The following is a 14,449-nucleotide window of genomic DNA, read 5'->3' as shown; positions in this document are numbered from 1 at the left end:
TCTTTATTTTATTTGTTTGCTGTTAAGCCAGTCTTGATAAGCTTTTGCATTTTTAGCATGTTCAGCATCATTGTCTGTGAATTTATGATAACCAAATCTCGCTGGATCGGCGCACATAAAAATATAATTATTGTTTTCGGCTTCCAAAACAGCATCCAGAGAGTTTTTATCAACAATACAAATTGGCCCTGGCGGAATTCCCTTGTTCGCATAAGTATTATATGGTGAAGGCTCTTTCAAGTATTTGTAATAAACTCTTTTGATTTGCTGTGTAAAATTGCTTGCTTTGTTCACGGCATAAATCACCGTTGGGTCACTTTGCAATTTCATTCCTTTCTTATATCGATTGATATAAAGTCCCGCAATCGTTCTTTGCTCATCGGGTTTTCCGCCAGATTCTTTGTAAACGATTGAGGCTAATGCGTAGATCTGATCTCTTGTCAAACCGGATTGTTTTTCTTTTTCAATTCTTTCTGCGGTCCAAAAATCCTTATAATCATTTTCAAATTTGTCAAAGAATTCTTTTGGTGTCACTGTCCAGAAAAAATCATAAGTGTTGTTGAAGAAATATTTCTTAAGATCTTCTGCGTTTTTGTAACCTTTATTGATGGCGATTTCGTCAAGCTTTTTAACGAATTTAGCAGAATCGGTTTCTGTTTTTTTTGAAACTCGTCCAACCATTTGATAGACATCATCAAAATCTTTGATTCTGAACGAATTCGGGGTTTGATTTCCTGCCAGGATCATATTCACGATTTCCCGGTTGTTCATTCCTGGTTTCAGCTCATAACGTCCTGGTTTATAGTTTTTACCAAGATTTTTATCTTCAGCAATACTTGTGAAGTAATCTTTGTTTTTGATAAAAGGCGAGATCGAATCCAAAATTTGCTGAGGTTTAGCATTATGCGGAATCAAGACAAAACCTTCTTTTTCAATATTATTTCCAAGATATTTATTATAAAAACGAATCCCGAAAAATCCCAGGATCGCGATGATTATAACAAATATGATAAGAATTGTTTTTTTCATAGTTTAATTTAAAATTGAGTAATAGCTATTTTTAGTAGGATTAAATTTCCAAATCTCTCAAACACTAAAACTCTCAAACCCAAATCTCTCCTTTAAATACCTGGACAGCCGGACCTTCAAGCCAAATATTTTGAAAACCGTCTTCATTTTTTTCAGCATAGACTTTTAAGCTTCCACCCATTACTTTGATTCCAACAAACGTTTGATTATTATTTTTCATAAAAGTTAAAGCCGCAGCAGTAACTCCGGTTCCGCAACTGTAAGTTTCATCTTCCACCCCACGTTCATAAGTTCTCACAAAAATCTCCTTGTCAGAGATTTTTTCAACGAAGTTGACATTGATTCCTTCCTGTTTATAAGTTTCGGAATTTCGGATTTCGTTACCGTTTTTGTAAACATTATAATTATTTAACATTTCAACGTATTTGACATAATGCGGAGAACCTGTATTCAAAACAAAATCATTTCCGTCTGTGTCAATAGTTTTTACATCACCCATTTTCAACCTGATGATTCCGTTTTTGATTTCAGCTTCATGGATTCCGTCAATGGCAGTAAAAATTGTTTTATCCTCAATAATATCCAAAAAATGAGCAAATGCGACCGAACAACGAGCGCCATTGCCACAAAAACTTTTGGAGCCGTCAGAATTGTAATAATCCACTTCAAAATCAACATCCTTTGCGGAATTAATTTTAATCAATCCATCCGCGCCAATTCCAAATCTGCGGTCACAAAGCTTTTGTATGTTTTCGATAGAAAGATCATCCCATTCTCCTAAACGGTTGTCTATCATTACAAAATCATTTCCTGTTCCTTGATATTTATAAAATTTCATTATTTATTTGTCTGATATTTAATTGTTTATTGTGATTTTTCTATTCCAAAATCAAGCCAGTAAAAATACTTCTTTTAAAATAATTCAGCCTTGATATTTGTTATTTAAATTCACTCTAAATCTCAAAAAAATTCCATTCAAAATAATAGAAATTCTCAATCTCTCCATATTAATATTTTTTAATAATATATAGCTATCTTTGTTTATTGAAAAATGAAAGAAGACCAGTTACTCGCTCTCATCATAAAGGCTAGAGATAAGAACCAAAAGGCTCAGACACAATTGATTAATCTATTTTGGGTTGATGTCTTTTCTTTTGTGATGAACAGAGTGAAGGATGAAAATGATGCAGATGAGATCACGGTTTCGGTATTTTCAAAAGTCCTTAACAAGCTGGATCTATTCGACCCTAATTTTCAATTCAAGACTTGGATTCTGACAATTGCTCAAAATACCATCATCGATTTCTGGAGAAGAAAAAGCCGGGAAAACGAAGATGCAAGCGACGGATTGGAAAATGTAAAGAACGAGTTTGCAAGGTCGCCCGAGGAATTACTGATTTCTGAAGAAGACCAGCAAAAGATCATTAAAATCATAGAAACAATGGATGCTAAAAATCAAGATATCATCAGATTGAGATTTTTTGAGGAAAGAAGCATCAAAGAAATAGCGGAAGAACTCAATCTTTCCGTAGCCAACACAAAAGTGAGAATAATGCGCGCCAAAAAAATTCTGGCCGAATTGTTAAAAAATGATAATGAAGATTTTTGAATTTCTAAATTCCTGAATCTCTAAATCTTTAATTGAATAATGGAAGAAACAGTTACTCAAAAACCCAAATGGATTCGTGTAAAACTGCCAACAGGTAAGAATTACAGAGAACTGAGAAATTTGGTTGATAAATATAAACTGAACACAATTTGCCAAAGTGGAAGCTGTCCAAATATGGGCGAATGTTGGGGCGAAGGAACGGCGACGTTTATGATTCTTGGAAATATCTGCACAAGAAGCTGTGGTTTTTGTGGTGTTAAAACCGGGAAACCAATGGACGTGAACTGGGACGAACCTGAAAAAGTAGCCCGTTCTATCAAATTAATGAAAATTAAACACGCTGTTTTGACTTCGGTTGATAGAGATGATTTGAAAGATATGGGCTCGATTCTTTGGGCTGAAACGGTAAATGCAGTTCGCAGAATTTCCCCCGGAACTACGATGGAAACTTTGATTCCGGATTTCCAAGGTTTGACAAAACATTTGGACAGATTAGTTGAAGTAGCGCCGGAAGTGATTTCTCATAATATGGAAACCGTAAAACGTTTGACAAGAGAAGTAAGAATCCAAGCGAAATACGAACGTAGTTTAGAGGTTCTTAGATATCTGAAAGAGGCAGGGCAAAATCGCACAAAAACTGGAGTAATGCTTGGTTTAGGAGAAACTAAAGATGAAGTTTTCCAGACGATTGAAGATATCAGAAATGCCAATGTTGATGTAATTACGTTAGGTCAATATCTTCAGCCAACGAAAAAACATCTTCCTGTGAAAAGTTTCATAACGCCAGAGGAATTTGATGAATTCGGAGATTTTGCAAGAAGTTTAGGCTTCCGTCACGTGGAAAGTTCGCCTTTGGTAAGAAGTTCTTATCACGCTGAGAAACATATTCATTAAAAATTAATTTTCGATTTATAAATAACAAAGACTCCTATATGGAGTCTTTTACTTTTGGTTCTACGGGCTGTACCTTATCAGTTTGATTCATTTGTTCCACTTGCTGCGGAATGAACATCATGTAAGCAAAATACCCTAAAAGAAATAAAACAACAATAATTATAATTGCCATCATTGGACCTTTGTTGGTCTCGCTGTCTCGTTTTGGAATATCTGGTCTCATAATTTATTTTTATTGTTAATATATCAAAACTGATGCCTGATTATTTTTGAATTTTACCAACTATGTATTTCGATTAAATTTATTTTTAATAATAAAAAATTAGGGGTTTGTATTTCAATTTTTATAATTAATTCAAATTAACCCTTTATATTTGCAGGGTTAATTAAAATATGAAATCGTTTTATTTTTTAGTTTGTAAAAGTGACCAAATAAAATAAACGATTCCAATATGACCATTAAAAAAATAAATACCTACATATGAAAATTGAAAAACGCTGGATTATATCATTCGTGATTATTAGTATCATTTCAATTGCTGCACTTTTCTGGCCGGAGCAAACTTCTTTGCCAAAACCTGGAACTTTTTTAGGAGAAGATAGTATCGTAGGTTCGGATGTTGCTTGGATTCTTGCTTCATCTGGTTTGGTTTTGCTGATGACACCGGGACTATCCTTTTTTTATGGCGGAATGGTCGGGAAAAAGAATATGATTTCAACAATGTTGCAAAGTTTCATTGCACTTGGCGTGATTAGTATTGTTTGGGTTGTTGTAGGATTTAGTTTGTCGTTTGGAGATTCGATTGGGATTACAATTAATGGTGAACATTACGGTTTGATAGGAAATCCGACGTCATATTTATTTTTTAACAATGTTGGGGTTTTGCCTCATAGTCAGATGGCTTCTACGATTCCATTTGTTTTGTTTGCATTATTTCAAATGAAATTTGCAGTGATTACACCGGCTTTGATAACAGGTTCATTTGCAGAAAGAGTAAGATTTATTTCTTATTTGCTGTTTATGGTTTTGTTCAGTTTGATAATTTACACACCGCTTTGTCATATGGTTTGGCACCCGGACGGTTTATTGAATAAATATTTTGGAGTTAAGGATTTTGCGGGAGGAACAGTCGTTCATATGAGCGCAGGATTTGCTGCTTTGGCTGGGGCAATGATGATTGGAAAAAGAAAAAATCCACATCATGAACCATCGAATATTCCATTTGTGATATTAGGGACAGGAATGCTTTGGTTTGGCTGGTTTGGTTTCAATGCTGGTTCAGCTTTGTCTGCTAATGCAACTGCTGCAATGGCATTTGGAACAACAACCGTAGCTTCTGCAACCGCAATGTTATCTTGGATTTTCTTTGATAGAGTCAATGGACGCAAAGTTTCTGCTTTAGGTGCTTGTATTGGTGCTGTTGTCGGATTGGTTGCGATTACACCGGCTGCTGGTTTTGTAACGATTCCTCACGCTATTTTCATCGGATTCATTTCTGCGATTGTCTCGAATCTAATGTGTAATTGGAAAAGACTGAAAAAAATTGACGATACTTTGGATGTTTTTGCTTGTCACGGCGTTGGTGGGATCATGGGAATGATTTTGACGGCAATCTTGGCTCAAGGAGAAAATGCAAGTCTTCTTCACGGTGGGTTTGAAGTATTTGCTCATCATATGATGGCTTTGGTGCTGGTTTCAGCTTTTACATTTTTGGGAAGTATTGTTCTTTATAAACTGACGGATATGATAATCCCGCTTAGAGTTGCCGAAGACTCGGAAAATATTGGTCTTGATTTGTCGCAGCACGATGAAAGCTGTATTTAATTAGAAATTTGATTTTGTTTTGATATGAAGAGAACCTCGTTTGTTTTTTTACAGCGGGGTTTTTCTATTTTATTAATGATAAACTCATGATATAATTCTTGAATTTTATGCCATAAATAGAACTTAAATCCGCCAAAAAAGCCCTAAATTCGTGTCTTAAAATTTTTGAAATGACGAAATTCGGAGTTGATGCGGCCAGTTTTTATGTGCCTTCTTTATATTTAGAAATCAAAGACCTTGCAGAGAAAAGAGGAATAGAACCAGCAAAATTGGAAAACGGTTTAGGCTTGCATAAAATGGCTTTGCCTGATATTCACGAGGATGCAGCGACTTTTGCAGCGGAAGCTTTGCTAAAATTAATTCAAGATTATAACATCAATCCGAAAGAAATATCAAGAGTTTACCTTGGTACAGAGAGTGCTTTGGATGCTGCTAAACCAACTGCAACTTACGCAGTTCAAATGGTGGAAGAATTGCTAAGCGGGGAATTTGGGGAAAGAAGTTTCAAAAACTGTGACGTTGTTGATATGACTTTTGCCTGCGTTGGCGCTGTTGATGCACTACATAATTCACTAGATTTTGTTAGAGCAAATCCTACTAAAAAAGCAATTGTCATCGCCAGCGATTATGCAAAATATGAGTTGGCTTCTTCCGGAGAATATACGCAAGGCGGTGGAGCGGTTGCGCTTTTGGTTTCTGCCAATCCAAGATTGATTGAGATTGATAACAATTGGGGCGTTGCCACAGAAAGTGTTTTCGATTTCTTTAAACCGAGACGTCATCATTCTAAATCTGAATTTAATTCCGCACCAGAAAATTATCCAGACAAAATCGAAGTTTTTACAGACGAGCCTGTATTTGATGGACAATATTCTAATGTTTGTTATCAGGACAGAATTCGTGAAGCTTATCAGCATTATAAAGAACAGACTTTTACCGTTAGACCTTACGAGGATTGGAGATATTTGATTTTCCACTTGCCTTATGCATTCCACGGAAAAAGAGTTTTTACCGAGATTTATAGTATAGAAAATAATCTTGATTTTTCTGATGCTGAGAAACAAAAAGCAATTGCAAAATCTGAAGATTATATCAATTTCATTAATGAAAAAATTGAGAAATCTCAAAGAGCTTCTTCCGAAATCGGAAATATGTATACGGCATCTATTTTTATGGCGTTGTTGTCTGCACTACAAACTTCGTTTAACGAAAATGAAGATTTAACAGAGAAAGAAATTGGTTTCTTAGCTTACGGAAGTGGTTCAAAATCAAAAGTTTTTGTGGGAAAAATCTCTCCTGAATGGAAATCTGTCGTGGAAAAATGGAACGTTTTCGAAAGCTTGAAAAACAGATTAGCAATTGATTTCGAAACTTATGAAAAACTACACCGTAAACAATTGGATTTTTCTGTGAACCCGAGTTATAAAGGATTTGGATTGACAAGAGTTGAGAAAGAAAGTCCGGTTCTCAAAGGCGCAAGATATTATTCTTACCAAAAATAAAATTCTATAAACAGAATATAAAAATCGAAGACGAGCAAATAATCATTTGCTCGTCTTCTTTTTGAAAATATCTATAACTAACTATTTAACTCAAATTAATTTTTTGTTCTGAAAGATTTTTGGCGTCACACCTTCCATTTGTTTGAAAACCCGGATGAAATAATTTGTATCCGAAAATCCTGTACTGAAAGCCACTTCACTTACCGAATTATTATGAATCAGCATTTCTTTCGCTCTCTTAATTCTCTCTTGAATGATAAACTCATTTGGTGAAATTCCCAATTCTTCTTTGAACATTTTGAAGAAATTAGATTTGCTGACATAAGCCATTTTTGCAATTGCATCAATGGATAGTTTTTGATGTAGATTTTTCTTGATATAATCTGCAACAAAACCAATTCTTGATTTGTTTTTCAAAGTGTTTTTCTCGACCAGATTTCTTGCCTGCGTTTGCATCAGTCTTATCAAAAGCTCCTTCAAAGCAAAATCAGCAATCACATCTTTATAAGAATTATCGTCCATTGCAATTCTCATAATATTATTGGTTGCGGAAGCCAAAGCTTTACTATTAAGGAGATAAAATTCCTCCAAAGAAATGTTCCATTGCGAAGAATCGTCCACTTTTTTTGCATTGAAGTTCAAAAGGTCGAGCGATTCCTGTACAAATTCCGGATTCAAAGTCAACGAAATACATTGCGAAGCATCTTTATCAGCATCAGGAAAATCAATAACCATTGTCTCTCCGGGCGCAACCAGAACACTTTCTCCAGGCAGATATTCGAAGTAATTGCTTTTATCCTGGAGTTTCATCCATTTCTTTCCTCTCAACATTCCCGTAAAAGCCAGATGCTCAAAATGCAATTTCACATCATATGCACTCTGATGCGTCTCATAGATACTGAATTCACAATTATTTAAACTGAACTTGGTTTGATTTTCCACCAATGTGTTCAGTTTATTTTCCTGTGTCAGATTAGGTTTGTTAAGTTGAAAATGATTTGGATTCATTACTCAAGATTTTTATAACATCTTGTTTCTCAAATATAACAAATTTAAAATTACGACCAAACATAATTTTTTCTTAACATAATTATAAAGAATCTTAAAAGTAGGATTTTACTATTTTTTTGGAGAATTGTGCTATTCTGTTTATTTAATGTCTGGTTAACTTAGCCTTAATCAAATGTTAACTGATTATTAATTCAAAACAAATATTATTATGAGCACAACAGTAGAAAAACAAAACTCGACCACTTTAGCTTGGCCAGAATTCAAAGCTAAATATGATAATTACATCGGTGGAAAATTTGTACCATCGGCTGGTGGACAATATTTTGATGTGGTTTCTCCGATTGATGGAAAAGTATTTACTCAGGCTGCGCATTCCAACAAAGAAGATTTGGAAGCAGCGGTTAATGCAGCTTCAGAAGCTTTCAAAACTTGGAAAGATACTTCTCCAACAGAACGTAGCATTATTCTGAACAAAATCGCAGACAGAATCGAAGAAAATTTAGAATACATCGCAACTGTGGAAACCATAGACAATGGAAAAGCGGTAAGAGAAACTTTGGCTGCGGACATTCCTTTGGCAATTGACCATTTCAGATATTTTGCTTCAGTTATCAGAGCTGAGGAAGGTTCGCATAACGAGTTGGATAAAGACACCGTTTCATTAATCGTTCACGAACCGCTTGGAGTAATCGCACAAATCATCCCTTGGAATTTCCCAATCCTAATGGCTGTTTGGAAACTAGCTCCAGCCTTGGCAGCAGGAAATTGCGTGGTTCTGAAGCCAGCAGAAAGCACGCCAATTTCTATTATGGTTTTGATGGAATTGATTGGAGATTTGCTTCCGGCAGGTGTTGTAAACATCGTGAATGGTTTCGGGGCAGAATTAGGAAGAGCTTTGGTAACCAATCCAAAAGTGAACAAAGCAGCATTCACAGGCTCTACAGCTACAGGTCGTTTGGTAATGCAGTATGCGACTGAGAATATCATTCCTGTGACGTTGGAATTGGGAGGAAAATCGCCTAACATTTTCTTCAATTCAGTGATGGATGCTGACGACGAATTCCTGGATAAAGCCATCGAAGGCGCCGTTCTTTTTGCATTGAATCAAGGTGAGATCTGTACTTGTCCGTCAAGATTATTGGTTCAGGAAGATATCGCTGATGCTTTCATCGCAAAAGTGATTGAAAGAACCGAAGCCATTAAAGTTGGAAATCCACTGGACAAAACGGTAATGATGGGTGCACAGGCTTCTAAGATCCAAAAAGACAAAATCGAAGGCTACCTGAAACTCGGTAAAGAAGAAGGCGCAGAAGTTCTGACAGGTGGAGAAGCCAATCACATCGAAGGTCTGGAAGGTGGTTACTACATCAAGCCAACCATTTTCAAAGGAAATAACAGAATGAGAATCTTCCAGGAAGAGATTTTTGGTCCGGTGGTAGCATTCACGACTTTCAAAGATGAAGCGGAAGCTTTAGAGATTGCCAACGATACGATTTATGGTCTTGGAGCTGGCGTTTGGACAAGAGATGCGCATCAGTTGTATCAGATTCCACGTCACGTTCAGGCGGGTAGAGTTTGGGTCAATCAGTACCACGCATATCCTGCTGGAGCGCCTTTCGGAGGTTACAAGCAGTCCGGAGTTGGTAGAGAAAATCACAAAATGATGCTCGACCACTACCGTCAAACCAAAAATATGCTGATATCTTACAATAAGAATAAGCTAGGTTTCTTTTAAAACACTTTTTCTATATATGGCGTGTCCGTCGCCTTGGCAAATTCCAGGGCTACGGTCGGGCTTTTCAGGGTTGCTCCGCCTTTGGTGGATCCAGTGCTGCATTTCATTTCGCACTTGCTCGTTCCTCGCAAGCCTTACAATCCCTCACGCAAATGGCACATTAGACAGACATTGGAACATCAAATAACAATAAAAACAACAATAATTAACCATATTAAAAAGTAAATTATGATTCCAAAAACAATGAAAGCGGCAGTCGTGCAAGGTTACGGACAGCCATTGAAAATTATGGAAGTTCCGGTAAGAGAACCCGGACGCTATGAAGTATTAGTAAAAGTAATTGCCTGTGGCGTTTGCCATACAGATTTGCACGCTGTAGACGGTGACTGGCCTGCAAAACCCAAAATGCCTCTGATTCCGGGACACGAAGGTGTAGGAATTGTAGTGGCTTGCGGTCCGGAAGCGATGGTGAAAGAAGGCGATGCAGTAGGTGTTCCTTGGTTGTATTCGGCTTGTGGATGCTGCGATTATTGTATCACAGGATGGGAAACATTATGTGAAGCTCAGCAAAACGGAGGCTACAGCGTAGATGGCGGATTTGCAGAATATGTGATTGCAGATTCCAGATATGTAGGACATTTGAAAGATAATGTGAACTTTCTGGAAATCGCTCCGATTCTTTGTGCCGGTGTAACAGTTTACAAAGGTCTGAAAGAAACCGAAACAAAACCCGGCGAATGGGTAGCTATTTCCGGAATCGGCGGATTAGGACACGTTGCTGTACAATATGCAAAAGCAATGGGAATGCACGTTGCGGCGATAGATGTTGCAGATGATAAATTGGAATTGGCTAAAAAACTAGGTGCAGATTTAGTCGTTAATGCAAAAGAAACCGACCCGGGAGAATATCTTCACAAAGAAGTTGGAGGAATGCACGGTGCTTTGATTACCGCTGTTTCTCCAATTGCTTTCAAACAAGGGATAGATGTTCTCAGAAGAAAAGGGACTATTGCACTCAACGGTCTGCCGCCAGGTTCTTTTCCATTACCGATTTTCGAGACTGTTCTTAAACGAATTACGGTGAGAGGTTCTATTGTTGGAACCAGAAAAGACTTGCAGGAAGCGCTTGATTTTGCGAACGAAGGTTTGGTGAAAGCAACAGTCACTTCTGCAAAACTGGAAGATATCAATGAGGTATTTGACAAAATGAAAGCCGGACAAATCGATGGACGTATTGTTCTGGACATCGCTGGACAAAATTAATTTATTGTTATTTGAGTTTTTAAGCCCGGCAGATTTTGTTTGTCGGGTTTTTGTTAAATTAAGGATATTTGCTTTGAACACTAAGTCCACAAAGTTTTAAATTTATCAAGTTCACAAAGCCACTTCGTTTAGATAAGATTTGTGTTCTTATTTAAGTTTTACGCCTTTGTGAACTTAAAATATACACAATAATTGTGAATAAAATACTTTGTGACCTTTGTGTTCAAAAAGATATTTGTGAAAATTAATCATTAATTTTAAAAGAAAAATATGGAAACCAAAGATAAAATCTCAAGACTTTCCGTAACGGAAAAAGCTTTGGAAGTCATTTGGGAACTGGAAAAGAAACACGGCGAATTGATGTTCTATCAAGCAGGCGGTTGCTGTGAAGGAACGCAGCCACAATGTTTCGAAAAAGGTGGTTATTTCCCAAGAATGAATGACGCAATGATTGGAACTATCAACGGTCACGAGTTCTGGATAGACCGCGACCTGTTCGAATATTGGCAATATTCTCATTTCACTCTGGATGTTCTGGACGGCTGGGGACCTGGTGGATTTTCTCTGGAAACGCCTTTAGGCAAAACCTTCAAAGTTCATTACAGATTGTTCACACCGGAAGAACTGGAAAATCTGGAACCTGTGAAGCGCAGTGAATAGTTTGTTTAAGATTTAGGAAGCCACGAAGTGGCGAAATGTCGGTAGAAATATATGTCTGCTATCAAAAGGTGCGAAGCACCGACATCTGAATTATCCCAACGAATTGCCAACTAGCCCCGATGGAAACGGCATCCTTTTTTGTTTTCTGATTCTCATTTCTATCGATTGACAAATGTTCTGAAAACAAAAAAGATATAGTGGACAGCGGGAAATAGCTCCTGAAAAATTATGCAGTTTCGGTTTTCACAAACTTCGAAACAATCATACTGGCGAGGATATTCCCAACGGAATTGAGAACCGTAGCCAAAGGGTCAACCAAAGTCCCGATAATGATAACCGCCGGAACTACATCAGGTGGGATTTTGTAAACCGAGATCATCAACATTTCCCCAATGTAACCTCCATTCGGGATTCCGCCAGCGACTGCGCTTACGAAAATGGTGATTCCGAGAGCCATAATGAGATTCATTGGTTCGAAGAAATTCCAGCCAAGTAATTGAAAAGCGACATAAATCTTGATAATCGATGAAATGGAAGAACCGTTTTTGTGAATAGTTGTTCCAATCGGGATGACAACATTGGCTATAGAAGCGGGTATGCCCATTCTTTTGGCAGATTCAATTGCAACAGGCATCGTCGCCAAACTACTGCAAGTACTAATCGCTGTTGCAGTTGGTAGAAGACTTTCTTTCCAAAATGCTTTTACGCCATTTCCTCCTTTCCAAATGAAAGCATAAAGACTGAAAAACACGATGAAATAAATAGTTCCTGTGATGTAATATAATCCCAAAGGTTTGGCATAAAATCCGAAAAGTTGAGGCCCGATGGTTCCGACTTGGTAAGCGAAATAAGCGCCCAATCCAATTGGAGCGACTTTCATTATCAATAACAAAAGCTGTTTCATCACTTCGTTTCCGGACAGGATGAAGTTTTGAAATGGCCTCCCTTTTTCTCCTGATTTTCTAATTGAAATCCCAACTAAAAAGGAAAAGACTAATAATGCCAGCATATTTTGTCTTGAGAACAAATGGTAAAACTCGCTGACAGTGAAGAATCCTACGATTTGGTCATTAATGCTAGAATTATTCTGAAGATTTTCTGATATGGTTTCGCTGACGTTGTTCGGAGTTTCGGTTGGAAAAAAATAAACCATTATGATACAAAACGTAGCCGAAATCAATATGAAACTTAAGAAAGTCAATGCCATTGTTCCGATGATCTTGCCCAATTGATTCTGTTGTTCGATGCCCGAAATGGCGGAAACAATTGCGAAAAATACCAATGGAATAACTGTTACAAACAACAGATTCAGGAAAATATCACCAATTGGTTTCAGATAAGTCACAAAATCCGGTGCGAAAATCCCAACAAGACTTCCGATGAAAATCCCGATGAGAAGCAGGATGATGTTGCTGTAGTTTTTCCAGAAAGACGATTTCATTCCCAAGTTTTAATCAAAGATAATTAATTCTTAATGCAAATAAACTTGTTTATTCCTTAATCAAACAAACAATTAAGAATTGAAGAATCTGATTTTATATTGAAGTTTAAGAATTGACGAGGCAATTTTATTAAGAAAATTCAGTTCTTAACTCCTTAATGTTGAATTTAATTTCCGAGATTTGTCTCTATGAAAACAGCTGTTTTAATCACCATCGGCGATGAGATTCTCTCGGGCAATACCATAGATACCAATTCCAATTTTATTGCAACCCAGCTCAAAGACATTGGGATAAAAGTGCTTTCTATTTTTACAATTCCAGATGAGGAACAAGCAATTGTTTCCACTTTAGGAAAAGCTTTCGATATGGCAGATGTGGTTTTCACAACTGGCGGATTGGGACCGACAAAAGATGATATTACCAAAAAGGCTTATGCTGACTTCTTCGAAGATGAAATGATTTTCTCCGACGAAATCTATGAACATCTCAGAACTTACCTCGAGAAAAGAAACCGACTTTGGATTCTGGAACATAACAAAGACCAGGCGATGGTTTTGTCCAAGGCAAAAATTTTTCTCAATTATTTTGGAACTGCGCCTTGTATGATTTTAGAGAAAAAAGGAACTTATTGTTTCAGTTTGCCGGGTGTTCCGTACGAAGTGAAACCTTTGGTCAAAGATCAGATTATTCCTTTCTTGAAGGAAAAATTATTACTCGACCATATCGTAACCAGAATTGTTTCTGTGGTTGATATTCCAGAAAGTATTTTGTCAGAAACGATTGAAGAATGGGAATTGGCTTTACCAAAACACATCAGTTTATCTTACCTGCCAGTTGGAACAAGAGTGAAATTGAGATTAATAGCTTCCGGAACTTCTCAGGAATTGCTGAATGCAGAACTGGAAAACGAAATCACAAAGTTATTTCCGTTGATTGGAGAAAATATCATCGCGACCCAGGAAGATAAAATCGAGAAAATTCTTGGCGAATTATTAACGGACAAAAAGCTGACAATCTCAGTTGCGGAAAGTTGCACAGGCGGAGAATTGGCTCATTTGATAACGTCAGTTTCCGGAAGTTCCGGTTATTTCTTGGGAAGCGTTGTAACTTATGCCACACAAAAGAAAGTCGACCTTTTGAAAGTCAATGCAAAAACTGTTGAAGAATTCACAGTCGTTAGCGAACAAGTCGCTTCGGAAATGGCGACTGGTTGTCAGAATTTATTCAAGACTGATATTGCAGTTTCTACAACTGGTGTTGCTGGCCCATCAAAAGGCGAAGACGGAAAAGATGTAGGAACGGTTTTTTATACCATCAGAATTGGTAATGAAGAAGTGACCTCCAAATTATTTCTTCCGCACTTGGAAAGAATCGATTTTATGCATTTCGTTTCGCAAAAAGTTCTGCAGGATATTGTTTCATTACTCATCAAAAAATAAAAAGACGGCTCAAAAGGCTGTCTTTAGTCTAATATCTAAT

General features: G+C 37.0%; 13 protein-coding genes. 8 read left to right on the top strand and 5 right to left on the bottom strand.

Translation table 11 applies throughout. The features are described 5' to 3' along the window. Positions 1 to 3: 3 nt before the first annotated feature. On the bottom strand, positions 4 to 1,029 hold the full coding sequence (gene mltG, locus RTX21_RS03035) for an endolytic transglycosylase MltG (RefSeq protein ID WP_312765227.1): 1,026 nt from the start codon (positions 1,027 to 1,029) through the stop codon (positions 4 to 6). 73 nt (positions 1,030 to 1,102) lie between these two features. Continuing rightward, complete coding sequence (dapF, locus tag RTX21_RS03030) at positions 1,103 to 1,867, bottom strand: diaminopimelate epimerase (protein WP_312765226.1); 765 nt, start codon at positions 1,865 to 1,867, stop codon at positions 1,103 to 1,105. A gap of 213 nt (positions 1,868 to 2,080) precedes the next feature. On the opposite strand from dapF, the gene RTX21_RS03025 reads away from it, so the two are divergent. Both RTX21_RS03025 and lipA read left to right on the top strand, forming a co-directional pair. Next, positions 2,081 to 2,638: a sigma-70 family RNA polymerase sigma factor gene (locus RTX21_RS03025; RefSeq protein ID WP_312765225.1), complete on the top strand. Its 558-nt coding sequence runs from the start codon at positions 2,081 to 2,083 to the stop codon at positions 2,636 to 2,638. A gap of 39 nt (positions 2,639 to 2,677) precedes the next feature. Further along, entirely contained in the window at positions 2,678 to 3,532 is an 855-nt protein-coding gene (gene lipA / locus RTX21_RS03020; RefSeq protein ID WP_312765224.1) for a lipoyl synthase, read from the top strand. 34 nt (positions 3,533 to 3,566) lie between these two features. Here the strand turns inward: lipA and RTX21_RS03015 are convergent, their stop codons facing one another. After that, positions 3,567 to 3,755: a hypothetical protein gene (locus tag RTX21_RS03015; RefSeq protein WP_312765223.1), complete on the bottom strand. Its 189-nt coding sequence runs from the start codon at positions 3,753 to 3,755 to the stop codon at positions 3,567 to 3,569. A 258-nt stretch (positions 3,756 to 4,013) separates the two neighbouring features. Here RTX21_RS03015 and RTX21_RS03010 point away from each other — a divergent pair, with 258 nt between their 5' ends. Continuing rightward, complete coding sequence (locus RTX21_RS03010) at positions 4,014 to 5,357, top strand: ammonium transporter (protein ID WP_312765222.1); 1,344 nt, start codon at positions 4,014 to 4,016, stop codon at positions 5,355 to 5,357. A 170-nt stretch (positions 5,358 to 5,527) separates the two neighbouring features. Next, on the top strand, positions 5,528 to 6,859 hold the full coding sequence (locus tag RTX21_RS03005; protein WP_312765221.1) for a hydroxymethylglutaryl-CoA synthase: 1,332 nt from the start codon (positions 5,528 to 5,530) through the stop codon (positions 6,857 to 6,859). Positions 6,860 to 6,949: 90 nt separating this feature from the next. On the opposite strand, the gene RTX21_RS03000 is transcribed toward RTX21_RS03005, so the two are convergent. Beyond that, entirely contained in the window at positions 6,950 to 7,867 is a 918-nt protein-coding gene (locus RTX21_RS03000) for a helix-turn-helix domain-containing protein (RefSeq protein WP_312765220.1), read from the bottom strand. Between the two features lie 211 nt (positions 7,868 to 8,078). On the opposite strand from RTX21_RS03000, the gene RTX21_RS02995 reads away from it, so the two are divergent. The 3 genes from RTX21_RS02995 to RTX21_RS02985 all read left to right on the top strand — a co-directional run bounded on the left by RTX21_RS02995 (position 8,079) and on the right by RTX21_RS02985 (position 11,528). Beyond that, positions 8,079 to 9,605: an aldehyde dehydrogenase family protein gene (locus RTX21_RS02995; RefSeq protein WP_312765219.1), complete on the top strand. Its 1,527-nt coding sequence runs from the start codon at positions 8,079 to 8,081 to the stop codon at positions 9,603 to 9,605. Positions 9,606 to 9,833: 228 nt separating this feature from the next. Beyond that, positions 9,834 to 10,868 carry an alcohol dehydrogenase AdhP gene (adhP, locus tag RTX21_RS02990; RefSeq protein ID WP_312765218.1) on the top strand — a complete coding sequence of 345 codons (1,035 nt, stop codon included), beginning with the start codon at positions 9,834 to 9,836 and terminating at the stop codon, positions 10,866 to 10,868. A 270-nt stretch (positions 10,869 to 11,138) separates the two neighbouring features. Continuing rightward, complete coding sequence (locus RTX21_RS02985; RefSeq protein WP_027381943.1) at positions 11,139 to 11,528, top strand: DUF779 domain-containing protein; 390 nt, start codon at positions 11,139 to 11,141, stop codon at positions 11,526 to 11,528. A gap of 226 nt (positions 11,529 to 11,754) precedes the next feature. Here RTX21_RS02985 and RTX21_RS02980 read toward each other — a convergent pair whose 3' ends face one another. Further along, entirely contained in the window at positions 11,755 to 12,969 is a 1,215-nt protein-coding gene (locus tag RTX21_RS02980; RefSeq protein WP_312765217.1) for a dicarboxylate/amino acid:cation symporter, read from the bottom strand. A 189-nt stretch (positions 12,970 to 13,158) separates the two neighbouring features. Here RTX21_RS02980 and RTX21_RS02975 point away from each other — a divergent pair, with 189 nt between their 5' ends. After that, a complete protein-coding gene (locus RTX21_RS02975; protein WP_312765216.1) occupies positions 13,159 to 14,409 on the top strand; it encodes a CinA family nicotinamide mononucleotide deamidase-related protein in 1,251 nt (416 codons plus the stop codon). Positions 14,410 to 14,449: the final 40 nt, after the last annotated feature.

It is taken from the genome of Epilithonimonas sp., assembly GCF_032054305.1.
Taxonomy (GTDB): Bacteria; Bacteroidota; Bacteroidia; order Flavobacteriales; family Weeksellaceae; genus Epilithonimonas.
The sequence above is the reverse complement of the archived record's forward strand: the minus strand, read 5'-3'. Positions and strand labels throughout refer to the sequence as shown.